Source organism: Clostridium saccharoperbutylacetonicum N1-4(HMT) (assembly GCF_000340885.1).
GTDB classification, from domain to species: Bacteria; Bacillota; Clostridia; order Clostridiales; family Clostridiaceae; genus Clostridium; species Clostridium saccharoperbutylacetonicum.
This window is the reverse complement of record NC_020291.1, coordinates 486,488-505,515: the sequence shown is the minus strand read 5'-3', so window position 1 is coordinate 505,515 and position 19,028 is coordinate 486,488. Positions and strand designations below refer to the sequence as shown.

The following is a 19,028-nucleotide window of genomic DNA, read 5'->3' as shown; positions in this document are numbered from 1 at the left end:
TAGTTAAAATACCACTATTTTAACTAAGGATTATATTTTTCATTAATTTAATTAATTATTCAGCACTCTTAATTTCTTTAACTTGTGCGATTAATTCTGGAACTACCTTTGTAAGATCTCCAACTATTGCATAATCAGCAATCTTCATTATTGGAGCTGAGTCATCCTTATTAACAGCAATTATAAGATCTGAATCTTGCATACCAGCAACGTGTTGGATAGCTCCTGATATACCACAAGCTATATATATTTGAGGTTTAACAGTTTTACCAGTTTGACCAACTTGGTATGCTCCATCAATCCATCCTTTTTCAACAGCTGCTCTTGATCCAGCAACAGTTCCACCTAAAGCATCTGCTAGTTCTTTAAGTAGTGTAAAGTTTTCTTTATTTCCAACTCCTCTACCTCCAGCAACTATAAAATCAGCTTCAGCTATATCAACGATATCTTTCTTTGATTTAATTGTTTCTAATACTTTTGTTCTAATATCTGAATCAGCTAATTTAACAGTAACTTTTTCAATATTACATTTAGATGGATCAGTAGTAATTTTGGCAAATACTCCTGGTCTTACTGTAGCCATTTGTGGTCTATGGTCTGGGCATGCAATTGTAGCCATTAAGTTACCACCAAAGGCTGGTCTTGTTGCTAAAAGATCTCCATTTGTAACATCTACATCTAATGATGTACAGTCAGCAGTTAATCCAGTAGATAATCTAGCAGCTATTCTTGGTCCTAAATCTCTTCCAATAAAAGTAGCTCCTACAAATAAGATTCCAGGTTTTCTTTCAGTTGCTAAGTCACAAATAACTTTAGTGTAACCTTCAGTTGTATAATGTTCTAAGTTTTTATCATCAGCAACTAAAACTTCATCTGCACCATGTTCTGCTAAAGTTTTAGCGAGTGTCTCTATATTATTTCCAAGTAATAAAGCTGTTAACTTTACTCCTAATTCATCAGCAATTCTTCTACCTTCACCAAGTAGTTCTAAAGATACTTTTTGTAATTGGCCTTCTCTTTGTTCAGCAAAGACCCAAACGCCTTTGTAATCTGCTATATTCATAATAAATTACCCTCCTATTATCTTAGATGTAGTGTTTTTCTTTTAATTTTCCTACAACATAGTATGCTGCATTTTTAGGTGCTTCTCTTACGATTTCTCCTGCGCCCTTAACTTCTTTAGTCATTGACTTCTTAACCTTTGTAGGTGAACCTTTAAGTCCTAATTCAGCTACATCTACATCTATATCAGCTGCACTCATAACTTTGATTTCATCATCAGAAGTTTCGAAGATTTTTGCAACATGCATATATCTTGTTTCATTTAATTCTTCGATTGCAGTTAATAAACATGGAGTTTTAACTTCAATTACTTGATGTCCGTCTTCTAATGCTCTGTTTACAATTAGTGATTTTCCTTCAACTTTAACATCTTGAACATAAGTTACTTGAGGAATATTTAAATGTTCAGCTATTTCTGGACCAACTTGTGCAGTATCTCCATCAATTGCTTGTCTTCCAGCAAATACCAAATCATAATCTAATTTTGCTATTACACCTGCTATTGCTTTTGAAGTAGCTAAAGTATCAGCTCCTCCCATAGCTCTATCTGTTAATAGGATAGCTTCATCAGCTCCCATACATAATGCTTCTCTTAAAACTGCTTTAGCCATTGGAAGTCCCATACTAACTACAGTAACTTTTCCTCCAACTTGTTCTTTTAATTGTAACGCACCTTCTAAAGCATGTTTATCCTCTGGGTTCATTATTGATGGAACACCATCTCTTATTAATGTACCAGTTTTAGGATCTATTTTTACTGCTGTAGTATCTGGAACTTGTTTTACACAAACTACTATATTCATTATAAAAGTCCTCCTATCTTAAAATGCTTCCTGCGATAACCATCTTTTGAACTTCTGAAGTTCCTTCATAGATTTCAGTTATCTTAGCATCTCTCATCATTCTTTCTACTGGATATTCCTTAGTGTATCCATATCCACCAAAGATTTGAACTGCTTTAGTTGTAACTTCCATTGCAACATCTGCAGCAAATAATTTAGCTCTTGCAGCCTCTAAAGAGTAAGGTTGACCTGCTTGTTTCTTTGTTGCTGCTAAGTATACTAAGTATTTAGCAGCTTGGATTTTAACATCCATTTCTGCAATATACCATTGTAATCCTTGGAATGCAGATAATGGTTTACCAAATTGCTTTCTTTCTTTCATGTAGTTAACAGCTTCTTCAAAAGCTCCTTCTGCAATACCTAAAGCTTGAGCAGCTATACCAATTCTTCCTCCATCAAGAGTCTTCATTGCTATTCCAAATCCCTTACCTTCTTGACTTAATAGGTTTTCTTTTGGAACTATACAGTTTTCCATAACTAATTCAGTAGTTGAAGATGCTCTGATACCCATCTTATTTTCTAATTTTCCTATTGAGAATCCAGGGAATGATTTTTCTACTATAAATGCAGAAATTCCTTTAGTTCCCTTTGATTTATCTGTCATAGCAAAGATTATGAAAGTTTCAGCAACTCCACCATTTGTTATGAATATTTTTGAACCATTTAATACATAATGGTCACCTTCTAATACAGCAGTTGTTTGTTGTCCTGCAGCATCTGTACCAGCACCTGGTTCAGTTAATCCGAAAGCACCAATTTTCTTACCACTACAAAGATCAGGTAAATATTTTTCTCTTTGTTCTTTAGTACCATTTTCGTTAATTACTGATGCACATAGTGATGTATGAGCTGAAAGTATAACTCCAGTAGTACCACAAACTTTTGATAATTCTTCTACAGCGATTATATATGAAAGTACATCTCCGCCTGCTCCACCAAATTCTTTAGAAAATGGGATACCCATCATTCCTAACTTAGCCATTATTTCAACATTTTCCATAGGGAATCTTTCTGTCTCATCGATTTCAGCAGCTATTGGTTTAACTTCATTTACTGCGAATTCTCTAACCATTTGTTGCACTAATTCTTGTTCTCTAGTTAACTTAAAATTCATTAAATTACCCTCCTTGTTATTTAAACCTACTTTATAACAAACTATATATAAATCTCAAATAGATTTTTAGCAAAATTCTATAATATTATTTACAATTAATAATATTATTTATTTTGGAAATTCTTTTCTGCTCTTCTTTCTAAAAATGCAGTCATTCCTTCAGTTTGATCCTCTGTTGCAAAACACTTTCCAAAGTCTTCTGCTTCTATTAATATAGCTGCATCTATATCTACTTGCATTCCTCTGTCAATTGCATCTTTACAGTAAGCAACTGCCTTTGGAGCATTAGCTGCAATTTTATTAGCCATAGCTTTAGCTTCATCCATTAAACTTTCTAATGGAACTATTTTGTTTACTAAACCTATTCTATATGCTTCTTCAGCATTTATTAAGTCACAAGTATATATTAATTCTTTAGCCTTTCCAGGCCCTACAATTCTAGCTAATCTTTGAGTTCCACCAAATCCTGGAGTTATTCCAAGACCAGCTTCTGGTTGACCAAATTTAGCTTTCACTGAAGCTATTCTAATATCACATGACATAGCAAGTTCGCATCCGCCACCAAGAGCAAATCCTGATACTGCTGCAATAACTGGCTTATCCAATTTTTCTAATCTTCTGAAAACTTTGTTTCCTAAAATTCCAAATTCTTTACCTTGTTCTTCGTTAAGATCTTTCATTTCTGAAATATCTGCTCCAGCAACAAAAGATTTTTCTCCTGCACCAGTTACTATAACGGCATATACATTAGTATCATTTTCTAAATCATCTAAAACTGCATCAATATCCTTTAATGTTTCAGAGTTCAATGCATTTAGTGCTTTTGGTCTATTAATTGTAACAATAGCTAAATGTCCTTCTTTTTCAAGAATCACATTCTTTAATTCCATGTTAAAATCCTCCTTCAAACTTGCATATTAATTTTATTTGAATAACTTTTTATTATAATTCAAACACATTTGTTAATATTATAACAAGTATGTTTAAAAAATATCAAACCATATTTAAAATTATAATACGTACACAAGTTATTTGCAATAAAATCTTATATTTTAATATAAGATTTAGTTAAATATGCCTAACTTAAAAGCCTTTTACAATAATATTCCAGCACATATATTACCTTTAGAATGTTAGGCCTCATTAAATATAAATATAAAAAAAAGAAAATAATAGACTATTATCAAGTCTATTATTTTCTTTCATCTATTTTTTAATTATCACTTTCATTTAATAAATAAATTAAAGTCAGTAAACTTTCACTTAAATGAACATTCTCCACCTTTACATGATCTGGAACAACTAAATCTACAGGTGCAAAATTCCAAATAGCTCTTACTCCGCCTTTTATCAATTCATCTGCAACTACTTGAGCATTTTTTCTTGGAACACAAATTATTCCTATATCAATTTTTCTTTCTTGCAAAACAGTTGACATATCATCTATGTCCTTTATTTCTACATCTCTAATTCTCATTCCTATTAACTTTGGATTTGCATCAAATATAGATGTTATTTTAAATCCTAAATTTTCAAATCTAGAATAATTAGATACCGCTTGTCCGATGTTTCCTGCTCCAACTAAAGCTGCCTGGTATCCCCTATCTAACCCTAAAATAGAGCTAATTTGATTATACAATTCCTTAACATTATATCCATACCCTTGTTGTCCGAAATCTCCAAAGCAATTTAAATCTTGACGAATTTGTGATGCAGTAAATCCTATTTTTTCGCCTAATTCCTTTGAAGAAATTCTATCAACATCATTTTTCATCAATTCTTCAAGATATCTATAATATTTTGGTAATCTTTTAATAACCGCCATAGATATATTTCTACTCTTGTCCATGCTTATCTCCTATCTTAACAATTAATTATTTTTATAACTCGCTTTAAATCCCTATTGTCCATCTAAATATTAATGACAATTAGTATTCTTTAACAAAGCAGTTCATTTTTGGTGCTTAATTCTATTTACCATCATAATTTATTATTCTACCATACTTATATAATTTTATGTCAAGGATAATACAATTATTTTTCATATTTTTTCTTCAAATGAAAATATCCTAAAATAGTTTTATTCTATTTTAAGATATTTTATAAGCTAAATTGCTTTACTAACTTTCTTATCATTTAAAAATACATTATTTAAAATCATATTTAATACACTATCACAAACATAATACGAAAACGTTAGATCATTCTTAAATTCTACTGCGCCATTATATTGCTTTTGCAATTCTAATATAAATTCCTCTATATTACTTGACTTTACATTTGTATTAATTATGCCTAAGGGCTTAAATTCTTTAGCTATCTTTGCTAATCTATTTTCATAGGCCATATGCTTTTTAACTGCCTTAGTATTCTTAAATTCCCATCTATAATAATGAGGCGCACAGAAAAAGTCACATAGAAAGTGACATATTACTCCAAGTTCTTCACTAAATTTACCAACAGTTAAATCAAAATACACATCTTCTAACGTTAGTGAAGATAAATATATAATTTTATCAATTATCATTTCTATACTTTCATCAAAATAATGCTTCTTGAATTTATATTTAGGCGCACAATCTGGTTTGATGTTCCCCCAAATAAACCTTTTATCATTGAGTAAATAAATACTCTTCGTATTTGCACGCTTTATAATATTCTCAGCCATGATTTTGTGAGTATTAATCATCAAAGCTTGATCACATCCTCTACATATCTGTTAAATTCCCTTTACATATTAACCGTTTACCATTTTAAATAATTTAAAATTTAATTTAAATTTATCGTGTACATTTATAATAATACTCTGAGTATAAATTTTCAATAGCTTATATAATAATTTGTCCAAGTATTATATGTATCATCACCCAATAATAGCTAAGCACCAAAACTAATAAAGCCGTTCCGAACTCATCCTAATATTCTCGAAACAGCTTATTAATTATAGAAATTTACTATATTCCTGATTTTCATTAAGTTTATTAATTAAATGCTTTATTTCCTGATCTTTGTTCTTATCCATGACAAGTATTACATCTCCAGCATCAACAACAACTAAATCCTTTATTCCAAATCCAATTATTAAATTCTTATTCCCAAATATCGAGCAATTTTCACAGTCATCTACATAAACATTTTTCGATATATTGTTATTTCTATAAGTGTTTAACAATCTGCTTAGAGCTCCAAAACTGCCCATATCATCCCAACTAAAGTCACATTTAATAACATATGCCTTTCTTGTTCTTTGCATTACTCCAAAATCTATTGAGATTCCATCGATCATTTCATATTGTTCTTTTATCACTGACTCTTCATTTTCTTCACCAAGGCTTTTATATATTTCCATTAACGATCTATGCAACTTAGGCAGATACTTCTCTATTTCTCGTAAAATAACATCTGCTCTAAATATAAACATTCCAGAATTCCATAAATACGTTCCTTTTAATATAAAATCTTTAGCTACTTCTAAATTTGGCTTTTCAGTAAATCTAGCAATTTTATACGTTGGTATATTCCCAGTAGTTCGTTCTCCCATTTCTATATACCCATACCCCGTTTCAGGTCTACTTGGTTCAATTCCAAGGGTAACAATACATCTTCTTTTATTAGCCGTATCAATTCCTTGAGATATGGTATCTATATAATTCTTCTCACCTTGAATGTAGTGATCTGATGGTAATACAACCATAACTGCATTAGCATCTTGTTTTAATAATTTCACCGCTGATAACCCTATGCATGTAGCAGTTGCCACACTGACGTTATTGGTCTTTTTATTCTAAAATCCATTCAATTTCTTTTTTGCCAATTACATTTTCCACTTACCGCCATCTCTTAATTTTAAAACTTGAGTTTCGAAATTATTCTATATTATTATTATACCCATTTGAAAATAAATGGGTATAATAATTTCTGTTCTGATATTAAACAATATTGGAAATTTTAATTTTTATTGAATTTATAATAGATATCAATACTCTTTTCTTTTGTCTCAGAATCTTCATTGACTACTATCTTATCTATAATTGTTTCCACAAAACTTCTTTCTATTTCTTCTAAATTGAAAAGTTTATTAAGTTCTTCCCTATATATGCTTGTAATATCAGTATTGCCTTGTGACTTGTCCATAATATTTTCTAGTTCTTCTTTCCTCTTAATTAACTTTTCTTGTTTTTCTTGTATGACCTTAATGAAATTAGTAAAATTTCTCTCTGAAATCAGATCATTTAACTTATCTTCATACAGCTTCGCAAATTTCACATCTAATTTCTCTAATTCACTTTCTATTTCTCTTATTTCTTTTGCATTATCTTGCTCAATTTTTATATTTTCTACTTTATTGTAATACTTTTCTTTATTAATGCTTTTATCTATCATTGTTCTTATATTGCTTTGTATTTGTGAAATCAAATCTTTTTCCTTTATGCTATGACAAGTACATCTTTTTGCACCACTTTGAGATAATGTACACTTATATCCTTCAAATTTTTTTCTATAGGATAAACTTCCTCCACAGGTTCCGCATCTTAATACTGAACTGAACGGATGTATAACAGCTCCCTTATACCTGTATCCATTTGATCTTTTTTTAAGCATTTCCTGAACCCGATTAAAAGTTTCCTTATCTATTATTCCTTCAAATTCCCCAGACCAAACCCAATCTTCTTGTGATGTTTTCTTAACTTCTTTCATTTTATAACTAACTTTTCTATATTTTTGCTGTACTAAAAAACCGCCATATTTATGATTTTGTAATATCGAAAATATTGTATTGTTTGTCCAAAGTCCAAACTTAGAGCGAGCATAATTTTCTGTTTTTGAAGAAGGAGTTGCTATACCTTTTTGATTTAAATATGTTGCTATTTTTCCTGCTCCCCAGCCTTTTAAATATAGAGAAAAAATTTCTTTAATTGTTTCTGTAGTTTCTCCACCTTCTGGAACTAAGACATTTGTCTTTTGCTCTCCATTATATATTTTTTCATACTTATAACCATATGGTGGTTTAGCTGCAATAGATGATCCTCTTTGCATTCTTTCTCTTAACGCACTTTTTATTTTTCTACTAGAATCCTTAATGTACATTTCATTAATTAAATTTTTAAATGGAATTATATCATCATCTTCTACCAGTGAATTATCTACATTATCTAAAACCGCAACAAATCTAACATTATTAAGTTTAAAATATTTTTCAATGTATTCTCCAGCCTCTAAGTAGTTCCTTGAAAATCTAGATAGGTCTCTTGTCAAAACCATATTAATTTTTTTATTCTCTATATCTTCTGCCATTCTTTTAAAAGCATCCCTATCAATAGTAGAACCAGATATTCCATTATCCTCATATGTTTTAATTAAATTATAAACACTATATTTATCTTTTTTGGCAGCCTGAATAATCCATTCTTTTAAATTTCCAACTTGTGAAGCAACTGATTCACTCTGTTCAACCTTTTCTGTGCTTACCCTAGCATAAATTCCTATATTCCATACTTTATTCATTTTCATCCATCTCTTTTTGTGCGGATGAATAGTCTTTATCACTTTTATTATAGCGTGCATTCTTAATATTTTCTGTTACATTTTTTATTTTATCTTCTATTAAGTTATCAAATAACTTTGTGAAATCTTCTGTGCCATAAAACACATTAAACTTCAGATCTTTTTTCATAAAAGATTTCCTCTCAATTATTCCTTATTATAATTCTAATAAGAATTTTTTATTTTTATTACCAAAGTTGGAAATATTACACCGATATAAAATTCAAATTTGATTACACCTATAATTTATCTCGATTTTCATACTCTTCTGAAAAAATAAAGAAATATCTTATTTTATAATTTAGGTACACATATAAAAGCCATAGAGTACAAACTCTATGACTTTAAATACATAATCTAATTTATTATTAAAACTTATTTATTCCTTACTTTGCATAATAAGTAAGATTTTTTATTGAAGCTGTTAATAACACTAAATCAGCCTCTCTATTAATAATTTTATCAAAATCTCTTTTTTCATCCTCTTTGAAAATGTTACTTTCCATCAAATATCTATATTCTTTATAAACATCTGACATGAGCATTCCCATTGCCATTATTGCATGTTCAAAATTATTGTATTTAATTCCTTTAAAGCTAATAAACACAACTGGATATTGCCATTGACGCTTCATTATTTCTTTTTCATTTTCTATTTTTAATCCGTTAAACAAATCCTTTGTTTCTTCTTTACTTCTTATATCAAAGAAGTATTTAATCATACTTAAATTCAAAGTTTTACCAAACCTTCTTGGTCTAGGAGTAAGAGTAATCTTTGCTCCATTCTCTAAAAATTCTTTTATTAGTAAACTTTTATCTACGAAATAATTATTTCCTTCTATTAACTCTTTAAAATCAGAGATTCCTATTTGTATTATTTTTTTCAATCAATTCACCCTCCCCAAAATATACACTTCTTGACAGAGTAGCCATGCTGCAATTCGGATCATTCAATCTTGGATCTGTTATTTCTTTTCATGTTCCTAATTCAATCATTGATCTGATTCCTTTGACAAGTATGATTTGAACTTTTTATTTATTTATTTATTTATTTATTTTGTTTTATACCTATTTTTATTATATCCTAATTGCTGACTTCTTCAAACTTTCCTAATAATCTTTTAAACATTTTTCTACTCTATAGAAAAATAACTAGGTATAGATTTCTTCAATCTATACCCATTATAATCATTCCCAAATTATGTTATCGATTAACCTAATTTTATTATTAATCAAGCCACTTTTTAATATCTACTCCCTCTCTAGGTAAATTTTTTAGTAACTCAATCGCTTTTAATCTAATTTTATCTATTGATTTATACAATTCTTCTGGAATAAGAGATTCAACATCTTCTAATTCATAACCATTCTCAACCAATTCTACTATTTGTTCATCCAAATTTAAAGTATTTAATTTCTCTACAGAATATGGAGAAAAAAGATACATTTCACACTCTTCTATTGATATTGCATCAACACTTAAGGAATCCATTAATCCTATTATACTTATTAATATGAATCTCTCAATTTCAATTTTATTCATTATGCTAATTTTCATTTCATCCAATTTATAAATTTTCATCATTATAACCACTCATTCTCTATTCATCAAATTTTATTAATTCCGTTTCATGATGGCCTACTGAGTTATTGATATAGTCTATTTGTACATTTTTTTCATCTAACCATTTTACTTTTACTTCCCTATTTGAAAAAGGAGTACTGTCATAGTTAATAGATTGATTCATACATTTTATAAAAATTATATTTTTACGTTCATAGAAGTAGCCTGTTCCACTTCCTAGAAAATATGTTTCATTTACAATCAACACTCTTTTATTATTTTCATATGGCGATTTAAAATAAAAATATTTGCTCGAAGGAAAACAAATCGCATATAAAAATAGAATAAACATTGCTATTATGATATTAAAAACAATAAGAGTCTTTTTGCTAACTTTATTCTTGTTGTAATCAAAAAAACAAATTGGTAATAGTAATGCAATTATAAAAAATTTTTTTCCCTTTACTAGTTGGTAACTTAATAATTCTTTCAATTTCGCTGAAATACATTATTTTTTTTCTATGAATACCACTCTGTATTATTGTAGTATTATCAATATAAATACTTGACATAGATTTATTAATAATATCAATCAAAGATATACCTATGCACACAGAATCTAAAATTATTACAAACAAGTTTTTAAAAATAATAATTGTTCCCAATGCAAATATTATTACAATAACATATAACAAATAATACATTTGTATATACCTATATTTTTTCATAACCTCTCCTTATTCATCTTCTATTCCCCATTTTTCATATAACTTTTCTTGAATTGCTTCCCCTTCGGCAATATCAAGAGTAACTACTAATATTTCTTTAAATATTCTTCCCAATCATGTGGATAAATTTCTTTAATTTGAGAAATAACATCTTTAGGTATCGTAGTATTCCAATAATTCACCCCTTGTCTAGCAAATTCATCTACAATCTCCATCTTCATTTTATATCCTTCTGAATTCAATTCTGGAGTCCAATCCCTCAGTAAATCAACTGGATAAAATTTTATATTAGGGTCATCACCTGGTATTAAAACATATTCCGGGCTATAATAAAATTCGTTTACTTTGGCTTTTTTATCTACAATTAAATAATATGCATATTCCATTTCTCTAAACATAGAAGTCGATCCCACATGTCTCAATGCTTCAGCTGCAGCTGTATTCCCACTTTTGGTTTTCAAATTAATATCAGCTCCACCTTCAACTAAAGCTTTTGTTTTCTCAATACCACATCCAATAGACTTTATCAAAGGAGTTGTACCATATTCTGTAGAATCACGTTTTTTCCCGATATAGCGTTTATTAGGATCTGCTCCATAACTTAATAATAACTTTACATATTTAGGATCTTTTTTGTATTTAGTATCTATCCAAGAATAGTCAGCTGCTAAAAGAAGAGGCGTTTCACCTTCATCTATCGTTGCTATATTAGCATCTGCTCCACATTTTAATAATGTTTCTGCCGAATTATACTTTTCCATCCCTACTGCCCACAATAATAAAGTTTCTCCATACTTTGAATCTTGATAATTTAATAGTTCCGGACTTCTCTTAGCTATTCTTTCTATAGTACTTGTCCTCTCATCTTCCACAGCCAAAGCTAATTCCCATGCTGGAGTATCTCTATAAATATTCATGTTTTTCATCAGATATTCACTATTATCAACTTTACTTGAAAGATAATCCCATATTCTATTTTTTATATATGTTCCTCCTACGTTTATCAGAAAAGCTGAACATATTAAAAACAAAAAAATAGACATAACTAATCTAAATTTTTTATGCATATAATTCTTCCCCTTTATAATTTAAAATAATTACTTATATATCTAAAATTAAATAATAGCAAACATACTAATATACTATTTTTTAACCTAGCTTATCTCAAAGCTTGTTACAAATCAAGATGATACATTTGCCTATATTACATCATAGTCGCCCTTTAATTTTAATAGTATTCTCTTTTAGTGCTTTTTTTACAGCTTCCATCATATGATTTTCTATTTCAACTACAGTATTATAAGTAGCTATCGAAGTTTGGGCTTCTTCATAATTGTTGTTATAATCTAACTCTTGATATTGTTGAGATAAATAACACACATTTCCAACTTTTCGTAATGCTTTATCTCCTTGAATATCATTTAATATTTCACCTGTTACAACAAATGATACTGCTTTACCATGATAGTTTGACGGATTTAATCCAATATCTTCAAAGTTAGGTGCTGCTGGATTAAATACTATTGCATCTTTACCCGTAGCTACTGCATTTATTAGTGCTTCTGCTCCACCTTTTGAGTGCCAACAAACTTTATATGTGAATCTTTATGAGCTTTAATGAATTCTTTTACAAATGTTATTGATTCTTCAACATCCTTTGAATTTCCATAAAGTTGATCCCAATTATTCTCTCAATCTTGTAATACAATCCTAGATCCTCTGTTAGCCAATACGTTTTATAAAATAATTTTTCCGCAAATATGAAACCTCATTTCAGTTATAGTTAACAAAAATGAGGCTTTATCTATAATATAAATTCTCCGAATTTGATACACTTTTTTAGTTACTAAAAATACTGCTAATATCACTGTTTATATGATATAAAAGCTAAAGTTCCATCTTACACCCACTTACTTGATATAATATTCTTAATCACACAAAAGCGTTATGCTAGATCTTATGTTTATTATTTACTATTTTTATACTTTTTACATAGCTTTTCAAGATCATCATATATATGTGCATCAACTATATAATCATCATTTTCTTTAGGATAGACTCTAACTACATTTCCATAAATTTTTATAGCTCTAAGACTACCTTGATTTTTGCCAATCAATGAAATAGAAGCATCTGGAGTAGTATTAGGTACATTATTATTAGAACATTTAGAAAATTTTAAACGCTTTAAATAGTTCATAATTTCTGATATTTGACTTTTATCCTCAGTACTAAAGCTTCCACCAATATATGCAATTGAGATTTCATCAACACTTTCTGTATCCACATTTTCAAAAAGTTTTACAGTTTGGCTATTATTGTATATTCCAATTGTTAGTATTATAAGAATTATGCTTATTGCTATAAATATTTTTTTCATAACATTCCCCTTCCATTTCCCTCCCATACTTTTACCCACTCTTGTCCATCTGTAATAAATCTTATTACTCCTCCGTAAGCGCATATTAAAACTGAAGCTGTAGTTAATGCTGTTCCACCATCAATTAATGTATCTTCTTTAGCATTAAGCCACTTGTGTAATATACTTATTTGGCACTTTTTCGTTTTATCATTGCTTCCGTTGTCTATGCTTTAAAAGCTAATTTGCTGAGTATTCCTTACTTATTATATTTTATAAGTTTTCTTATACTATTCTTTTCCAAAGGCGTATCAGAAGTTACTAAAACATTTGCAAAAATATCTTTAAAAGTTCCATCACTTTTTATGTTGCTTTCCTCATTAATCTCTTTTTTGCCAAAAGTTAAATCTATATCAAAATATAAATTTAAATCATTATAATATTTTACTAAATCTAATAAATTTTCAGCGACATAATCTTCATTAATATTTTCATCTATTGGTATACTAACGTACACTCTTTCATAAACATGTTCATAATATCCTGCACGTGACCCTTTTTTATGATTTGCTTCTTTTTTAATAATATCCAATGGGTCAGTATACACCGAGTATTTGTTCTCTATTTCTTTATTCACCACAAAACTTATTCTAAAGTTTGTTGATTTACCAAACTTAGTTTCTATTAAATCTTTTATTTGTTCCCCTCTGGTAACATCCCATTTTTGTTGTTTGTAATTATCAGCAATATCATTTAATAAGTTTTTTGAACTAACCGTTACTGTTATAGTAGGATTGTTTTTTGGTATAGAGTATGCCTTATATACCCAGCCATCAGCTTCATTCATAGATACCTCTATATTTTGAAATTCGAAGTCCTCGTTATATTTATTTTTCAAATATTGCATAGAAACTTCTTTAATTTTTGAATTGCTATATGGCTGAATGCACCCCACGAAACTGAATACTGCTATGATTAAAATAAAAAATAGTAATAATCTTTTATAAAACAACCAATATCCCCCCAATATATTTTAATTTGACTTAGATTGTTTTATTGCATCTTTTACTGCACCTATCAAGTGATTTCTAATTAAGACTTTGAATGGAGTGTCAATTGGGCATTGTGTAGGTAAATAAACCACTTTTCCAATTGATTTAGATGCTCCCTTTAGGCTGAAACTGTAGTTATAAAACTAAATGGTAGCAACATTTTTACTATTACTACCACTTTAACACTTGTTTTAATGTTGTTCATCTGCTGACTGCAGAATGATAATTATGCAGTTAGATTTTAACCCGTCTTATGAATGAATGTATATTTTTATACCATTGAATTTATTACTCTATTTCTTCATTTTGTTTTTTTATTTCTTGTATCATTTTATCCATTAACTTTATATCAAATGCATCTGTTGTACTTCCAGCTAAATAATATAGCTTAAACCAATATCCATCATCTTTAACATATGTTTCTAAAGCATTTCTAATATTCTCTCCTGTTAACTTTCTAACAATAATATCTGGTGGCATAGAAGGAATATAATCTATTTTTTCTCTATCCATATACTTATAGTAATTTTTAGGTGTACTTACAGTCATTGTATAAACCATGCCATCATCTAATTCTACAAAAATATCAATATTATCATCTTCAATATCTGAGATTTCTTCTAGTGAAGTTGGATAACTTATCTTTTTTATTTTCATGTTCTTCCCCCCAAACTAATCATAAAGCTTATGCAATAAATTAATAACTTTCTGCTCATTTGCTTTGCTAGCCTTTTCTAATATTTCTATTCCATCTTTTGTTTGTCTGAAAAATACTCTTGCTCCATTATCACCTCTTAGATAGTTTATATCTTTAAATAAGTTTTTACTTCCTTTGCCCAGATTCATATTCCCAGAAGCTAATTGCTCTATTAAATGATTAGCTTCTTGTTGAATTCTTTCATTTTTACCCATTTCCTCAGCAGCTTTAACCAACCCTTGATTTTCACTAATCCTAGATATGATAGTTTTACCTGACCCCTTAATTATTTTTTCTGCAACTTTCTTTTCTGCTTCCTTTCAACTGCTTGTGATTTTTGCGTAAAATCTCCTGCTATTTCTAGTGTTCCTGCTGTTAAATATCCTGATTCACTTGAGCTTGTACTTATTGTAAAATTTCCACCTACAAATATATAGTCACCTTCATTTATCATTGTCAAATTAGAATAATTTTGCAGTTTATAATTTCCTGATATAGTTAAACATCCACCATCAACTTTTAATGTTCCTCCTATTTGCATTAAACTTCCATCAATAATTTCCAAATTTTACATGAGTACATGACCCCATAGTAAGGGCTTGCCCGAACTTGCTATTCGTTAATAATATAGCAGATATTAAAAAGTATCTTCGATTCACTTAGTAACTTTACAAATTCTTGGCGTTTCAAGACCCCATAAATTATTTCTTTTTCCCCACCTTGATATCTAGCCAAAAACATAATACTTCTATTAGGGGACTGTTGAATTAAAAATTTTATAATACTTTCAAACTCACTTTTATATTCATTATATACTATAAGCGGCTTTAGATTTGATATTACTTCATCATCTGAAACCCAATAAGGTATATATTTTCTTTGTACATGTTCATCAAAACATGCATCAACTATAGACATTGCATTAAACCAACCATCCTCATCTTTTCCAAGTGAATACCATACACCTTTTGAATTAGACATAAATGGCCATATTGAATAGTACCTTTGTGCATCAACAGAGTCAATTTCATTTCTTAATTCTATTGATGATGTAAAGGGTAGCTTAGATACCCTTTCTTGGTTTATAGATAAAATATTTAAATCGTACGACATTTGTATCCTCCTTTTATGGTATAAAACTTTCAAACGACCAATTAGTTTGCAAGGTTTTTCCTGTCCTCACATCTTTAAGAACTATATTGCCAGAACCATCTACTCCGATATCGGGATTATTACCCATCTTTTTAAACTCTTTACTATACACTGGGTCTTTATTTATCTGCTTTATTATTTCAGGTTTAATTTCCTTGTGAAATGTCTTATCATTTACTCCAAATATTTTCTTCATGTCATTATTAGATTTAGGGAATTTATAGTCTGCAGCTTTACTTCCCCCCTCAATTACTTTTTCTGCTACTTTCTTTTCTGTCTCTTGTACTACTTTCTCTTCTGCTTTCTTAACAATTGTTTTTACTACATTTTTCTCTACATTTTATGTTTATATCCCCATCTATTAAGACCCCATGGGATTTATTCCTTTTAATCAGTACGAGTTGACTATGAGCTTTTATTTTTACTCTCTTACGAGTTTTTATTATTATTTCTTCATCTGCATTTAACTTTAACCCTTTGTGACTTTTAAGATGAACCCCTGTCTTATCATTAAAGGTTATACTTAAAGTTTTTCTTTTTCCAGCTTTTATACTTAAACTCTCTGGTAACATAGCTATTTCGTTGCCATGTTCTGTTTGAAGATATCTATTTGCTGAATCTGCTGTTTGTGCACAAGTTTCTCCATTTTTCCTAATGCACCCTGTAACAATCGGAATATCACTGTTTTGATTTGGAAAATAAAGTTTTACGCTTTCTCCTACTAATGGCATTGAATACATTATGTTTACTGATGGTGGTCTATAATTAAACCAATAAGCAGTGCTTTCTTCCTGCTTTTCATCTATATTTAAATGAAGCTTCACCTGTTCCTTTTGGACTGCTATTACTTTTCCTTCAAGGGGTACTCCTTTTAAGGCTTTATTTTTAATTTCCCCTTGCCATTTTCCCTTTTTCACACATAGCTTGTACTTATAAAATATTTCTTCATTATTTTTATAAGCTTCATATTCTCTTACATATAGATTCTTCTGTTTATATTTAATTTCTGCATTTATTTCAAAGACGTCCTTTCTCTCTACCTCATAATAGAAAAAATCTGTATCAGCATATCCTGCATTTTTTCCTCCAGCTTTATAAAAACTTCTTATATCTTTAAAAGCACTGTACTCTAAATTATCGTCTATTTCATAATTTTTATTATAAGCTATTCCAAAATTAAACAAATAATTAGAATTTATTATATCGCAATATAATTCTGAATTTAATTCACTGGCAATTCTCTTTAAGAAATTTCAATCGGTTTCCTTATACTGAAATAAAGGTTTATTTATTTTTTGTCCACTTCCTGCATTCTGCGTAAAGGTGAAGTTGTAAGATGAAAGTAGACATTAAAAAAGTATGTCTACTTTTTTGTTATAATAAAAAATAAGAGGATGTGATTAAATGGGAATAGGAATACCAAAAGGTGGGTCTAATCGCAAATGGGACAAAGAAGATAAGCTCAGAATTGTGAAACGTTATTTAAATGAAGGTATTGGAAGAATAGCTTTAGCAAAGGAAGAAAATATTTCAGGTGGTATGTTGTATATTTGGATTCAAAAATATCTAGATGAAGGTGAACAGGGATTAGTAAATAATAAGAAAAAAGATAACCATTATGCTGCAATTCATACTAGTAAAACGTTAAGTGAAGTTGATCGGCTACGCTTGATAGTAGCTAAACAGGAGGTCGAAATTGAACGATTAAAAAAAGGTTACTTAGTGAAAGGAGCTGGTGCAAACAAGGAATTTGTTATTACAAAAGATGTGAGTTTGAAATAATTGATTCGTTAAGAGAAAAATATCCAATAAAGTTTTTATGTGAATTAATGAGTGTGAATCGTTCTAGTTATTATAAATGGTTATCAAGAAAAAATCACTTAAATAGGCATCAAAAAGTTAGACAGACATTAACTGAATTGCTAAAAATAGCTCATGAAAAGTATAAATCATATGGATATCATAGGTTGGCTACTATCGTTCGCCGTGAAACGGATTTGATATTTTCAGATAATCTTGCGCACAAATGTTGTAAATATTCAGGAATCAAATCTAAAGCACGTCGTCGTAAATATCGTAAACACGGAGATGAACATGTTTTTTATCCTAATATTATTAATGGAAAATGGAATGCAGTTAAGCCGCTTGAATTAGTAGTTTCCGATATGACATGTATAAAACATAGAGGACAAAATTATGAATGGACATATATGCTTGATACTTTTAATAATGAAATTATAGCATATGATCTTTCTAAAAAAGTTGGTGACAGAAAGCCATACTTTAATTGCTTGGAACAACTAAAGAAAAAAATTGAGAAACAAACAACCCAAACAATTTTGCACACTGATCAGGGTACTGTTTATTCCTCAAGAGCATTTCGTGAAGCTCATAAAGATTATAACATAATTCGCTCAATGTCGCGAGCAGGAACGCCTACTGATAATCCTATTATTGAATCAATTAACGGTTGGATCAAAGCAGAAATGATAACTGATTTTAGATATTGGGAAGAAGATAATATTTATGAATTTATTGATAAGTATATAAACTACTACAATTTTGAACGACCAGCTTATAGTCTAAAGTATAAAACCCCTGTTCAATTTAAGATTGAACAAGGGTTTGGTTAAACATGCCTTTTTTCTGTCTACTTTTAGTTGACAACTTCAACCATTTTATCAGCGTTAGCCTTCTTTATTGCTATAATATATATTTGATTTTCACTTTTGTTACTGCTTACTGCATTATTATTACTTGCAGTCAAATTTTAATTATTACAAAACCTATATTTATATATATTTATTTAATACTCATCTTATTAGTTGTATAAAACATAGTTTTGTAGTGAATTATAATATTTTTATGGAGTGAGTAAAACATATTCAATGTAACATTCATATAACAAATATTA

Annotated in this window: 23 protein-coding genes and 2 pseudogenes; 2 read left to right on the top strand and 23 right to left on the bottom strand. The window is 29.2% G+C overall.

Annotated elements, in window-relative coordinates:
* Positions 1-55 precede the first annotated feature (55 nt).
* From CSPA_RS02145 to CSPA_RS02045, 23 genes and pseudogenes are all read right to left on the bottom strand, one after another.
* Positions 56-1,063: an electron transfer flavoprotein subunit alpha/FixB family protein gene (locus CSPA_RS02145; RefSeq protein WP_015390580.1), complete on the bottom strand. Its 1,008-nt coding sequence runs from the start codon at positions 1,061-1,063 to the stop codon at positions 56-58.
* Positions 1,064-1,085: 22 nt separating this feature from the next.
* A complete protein-coding gene (locus CSPA_RS02140; RefSeq protein ID WP_015390579.1) occupies positions 1,086-1,865 on the bottom strand; it encodes an electron transfer flavoprotein subunit beta/FixA family protein in 780 nt (259 codons plus the stop codon).
* A 13-nt stretch (positions 1,866-1,878) separates the two neighbouring features.
* Positions 1,879-3,018: an acyl-CoA dehydrogenase gene (locus CSPA_RS02135; RefSeq protein WP_015390578.1), complete on the bottom strand. Its 1,140-nt coding sequence runs from the start codon at positions 3,016-3,018 to the stop codon at positions 1,879-1,881.
* A gap of 104 nt (positions 3,019-3,122) precedes the next feature.
* Entirely contained in the window at positions 3,123-3,908 is a 786-nt protein-coding gene (locus CSPA_RS02130; protein WP_015390577.1) for a short-chain-enoyl-CoA hydratase, read from the bottom strand.
* Positions 3,909-4,231: 323 nt separating this feature from the next.
* On the bottom strand, positions 4,232-4,867 hold the full coding sequence (locus tag CSPA_RS02125) for a redox-sensing transcriptional repressor Rex (RefSeq protein ID WP_015390576.1): 636 nt from the start codon (positions 4,865-4,867) through the stop codon (positions 4,232-4,234).
* 258 nt (positions 4,868-5,125) lie between these two features.
* On the bottom strand, positions 5,126-5,707 hold the full coding sequence (locus tag CSPA_RS02120; protein ID WP_015390575.1) for a zinc dependent phospholipase C family protein: 582 nt from the start codon (positions 5,705-5,707) through the stop codon (positions 5,126-5,128).
* A 252-nt stretch (positions 5,708-5,959) separates the two neighbouring features.
* Positions 5,960-6,772, bottom strand: a pseudogene (locus CSPA_RS02115) (mannose-1-phosphate guanylyltransferase); the annotation flags it as partial.
* Between the two features lie 194 nt (positions 6,773-6,966).
* Entirely contained in the window at positions 6,967-8,523 is a 1,557-nt protein-coding gene (locus tag CSPA_RS02110; protein ID WP_015390573.1) for a recombinase family protein, read from the bottom strand.
* A complete protein-coding gene (locus CSPA_RS29930) occupies positions 8,516-8,692 on the bottom strand; it encodes a hypothetical protein (protein WP_015390572.1) in 177 nt (58 codons plus the stop codon). Before CSPA_RS29930 ends, CSPA_RS02110 begins: the two co-directional genes overlap by 8 nt.
* A 256-nt stretch (positions 8,693-8,948) precedes the next feature.
* On the bottom strand, positions 8,949-9,449 hold the full coding sequence (locus tag CSPA_RS02105) for an AAA family ATPase (RefSeq protein ID WP_015390571.1): 501 nt from the start codon (positions 9,447-9,449) through the stop codon (positions 8,949-8,951).
* Positions 9,450-9,790: 341 nt separating this feature from the next.
* Positions 9,791-10,147, bottom strand: coding sequence for a DUF3969 family protein (locus CSPA_RS02100; protein WP_015390570.1), 357 nt, complete (start codon positions 10,145-10,147; stop codon positions 9,791-9,793).
* 16 nt (positions 10,148-10,163) lie between these two features.
* A complete protein-coding gene (locus CSPA_RS29895) occupies positions 10,164-10,619 on the bottom strand; it encodes a hypothetical protein (protein WP_162138961.1) in 456 nt (151 codons plus the stop codon).
* Between the two features lie 321 nt (positions 10,620-10,940).
* Positions 10,941-11,921 carry an ankyrin repeat domain-containing protein gene (locus tag CSPA_RS02085; protein WP_015390567.1) on the bottom strand — a complete coding sequence of 327 codons (981 nt, stop codon included), beginning with the start codon at positions 11,919-11,921 and terminating at the stop codon, positions 10,941-10,943.
* 142 nt (positions 11,922-12,063) lie between these two features.
* Complete coding sequence (locus tag CSPA_RS29660) at positions 12,064-12,234, bottom strand: hypothetical protein (protein ID WP_017810854.1); 171 nt, start codon at positions 12,232-12,234, stop codon at positions 12,064-12,066.
* A gap of 586 nt (positions 12,235-12,820) precedes the next feature.
* On the bottom strand, positions 12,821-13,234 hold the full coding sequence (locus CSPA_RS02080) for a hypothetical protein (protein WP_026106455.1): 414 nt from the start codon (positions 13,232-13,234) through the stop codon (positions 12,821-12,823).
* Positions 13,231-13,437, bottom strand: a pseudogene (locus tag CSPA_RS29000) (DUF4280 domain-containing protein); the annotation flags it as partial. The pseudogene CSPA_RS29000 and the gene CSPA_RS02080, both read right to left, overlap by 4 nt.
* A gap of 35 nt (positions 13,438-13,472) precedes the next feature.
* Positions 13,473-14,225, bottom strand: coding sequence for a hypothetical protein (locus CSPA_RS02075; protein WP_015390565.1), 753 nt, complete (start codon positions 14,223-14,225; stop codon positions 13,473-13,475).
* A gap of 328 nt (positions 14,226-14,553) precedes the next feature.
* On the bottom strand, positions 14,554-14,922 hold the full coding sequence (locus CSPA_RS02070) for a hypothetical protein (protein ID WP_015390564.1): 369 nt from the start codon (positions 14,920-14,922) through the stop codon (positions 14,554-14,556).
* Positions 14,923-14,937: 15 nt separating this feature from the next.
* A complete protein-coding gene (locus tag CSPA_RS02065; RefSeq protein WP_241393350.1) occupies positions 14,938-15,177 on the bottom strand; it encodes a hypothetical protein in 240 nt (79 codons plus the stop codon).
* A 71-nt stretch (positions 15,178-15,248) separates the two neighbouring features.
* On the bottom strand, positions 15,249-15,527 hold the full coding sequence (locus tag CSPA_RS02060; protein WP_017810855.1) for a hypothetical protein: 279 nt from the start codon (positions 15,525-15,527) through the stop codon (positions 15,249-15,251).
* A 47-nt stretch (positions 15,528-15,574) separates the two neighbouring features.
* A complete protein-coding gene (locus tag CSPA_RS02055; protein WP_015390561.1) occupies positions 15,575-16,075 on the bottom strand; it encodes a hypothetical protein in 501 nt (166 codons plus the stop codon).
* 13 nt (positions 16,076-16,088) lie between these two features.
* Positions 16,089-16,310, bottom strand: coding sequence for a hypothetical protein (locus CSPA_RS02050; protein ID WP_015390560.1), 222 nt, complete (start codon positions 16,308-16,310; stop codon positions 16,089-16,091).
* Positions 16,311-16,419: 109 nt separating this feature from the next.
* Complete coding sequence (locus CSPA_RS02045; protein ID WP_015390559.1) at positions 16,420-17,298, bottom strand: hypothetical protein; 879 nt, start codon at positions 17,296-17,298, stop codon at positions 16,420-16,422.
* Positions 17,299-17,518: 220 nt separating this feature from the next.
* On the opposite strand from CSPA_RS02045, the gene CSPA_RS02040 reads away from it, so the two are divergent.
* Positions 17,519-17,896 (top strand): transposase, encoded by a 378-nt coding sequence (locus tag CSPA_RS02040; protein ID WP_015390558.1) that lies wholly within the window; start codon positions 17,519-17,521, stop codon positions 17,894-17,896.
* Positions 17,818-18,747, top strand: a complete 930-nt coding sequence (locus CSPA_RS02035; RefSeq protein ID WP_200864801.1) for an IS3 family transposase — start codon at positions 17,818-17,820, stop codon at positions 18,745-18,747. Before CSPA_RS02040 ends, CSPA_RS02035 begins: the two co-directional genes overlap by 79 nt.
* Positions 18,748-19,028 lie beyond the last annotated feature (281 nt).

Coding starts and splice junctions, on each gene's coding strand:
- CSPA_RS02125 (WP_015390576.1), bottom strand. CDS start 4,867: ATGGACAAGAGTAGAAATATATCTATGGCGGTTATTAAAAGATTACCA.
- CSPA_RS02070 (WP_015390564.1), bottom strand. CDS start 14,922: ATGAAAATAAAAAAGATAAGTTATCCAACTTCACTAGAAGAAATCTCA.
- CSPA_RS29930 (WP_015390572.1), bottom strand. CDS start 8,692: ATGAAAAAAGATCTGAAGTTTAATGTGTTTTATGGCACAGAAGATTTC.
- CSPA_RS02085 (WP_015390567.1), bottom strand. CDS start 11,921: ATGCATAAAAAATTTAGATTAGTTATGTCTATTTTTTTGTTTTTAATA.
- CSPA_RS02080 (WP_026106455.1), bottom strand. CDS start 13,234: ATGAAAAAAATATTTATAGCAATAAGCATAATTCTTATAATACTAACA.
- CSPA_RS02120 (WP_015390575.1), bottom strand. CDS start 5,707: ATGATTAATACTCACAAAATCATGGCTGAGAATATTATAAAGCGTGCA.
- CSPA_RS02140 (WP_015390579.1), bottom strand. CDS start 1,865: ATGAATATAGTAGTTTGTGTAAAACAAGTTCCAGATACTACAGCAGTA.
- CSPA_RS02065 (WP_241393350.1), bottom strand. CDS start 15,177: ATGGGTAAAAATGAAAGAATTCAACAAGAAGCTAATCATTTAATAGAG.
- CSPA_RS02130 (WP_015390577.1), bottom strand. CDS start 3,908: ATGGAATTAAAGAATGTGATTCTTGAAAAAGAAGGACATTTAGCTATT.
- CSPA_RS02100 (WP_015390570.1), bottom strand. CDS start 10,147: ATGATGAAAATTTATAAATTGGATGAAATGAAAATTAGCATAATGAAT.
- CSPA_RS02135 (WP_015390578.1), bottom strand. CDS start 3,018: ATGAATTTTAAGTTAACTAGAGAACAAGAATTAGTGCAACAAATGGTT.
- CSPA_RS02040 (WP_015390558.1), top strand. CDS start 17,519: ATGGGAATAGGAATACCAAAAGGTGGGTCTAATCGCAAATGGGACAAA.
- CSPA_RS02110 (WP_015390573.1), bottom strand. CDS start 8,523: ATGAATAAAGTATGGAATATAGGAATTTATGCTAGGGTAAGCACAGAA.
- CSPA_RS02050 (WP_015390560.1), bottom strand. CDS start 16,310: ATGAAGAAAATATTTGGAGTAAATGATAAGACATTTCACAAGGAAATT.
- CSPA_RS02145 (WP_015390580.1), bottom strand. CDS start 1,063: ATGAATATAGCAGATTACAAAGGCGTTTGGGTCTTTGCTGAACAAAGA.
- CSPA_RS02055 (WP_015390561.1), bottom strand. CDS start 16,075: ATGTCGTACGATTTAAATATTTTATCTATAAACCAAGAAAGGGTATCT.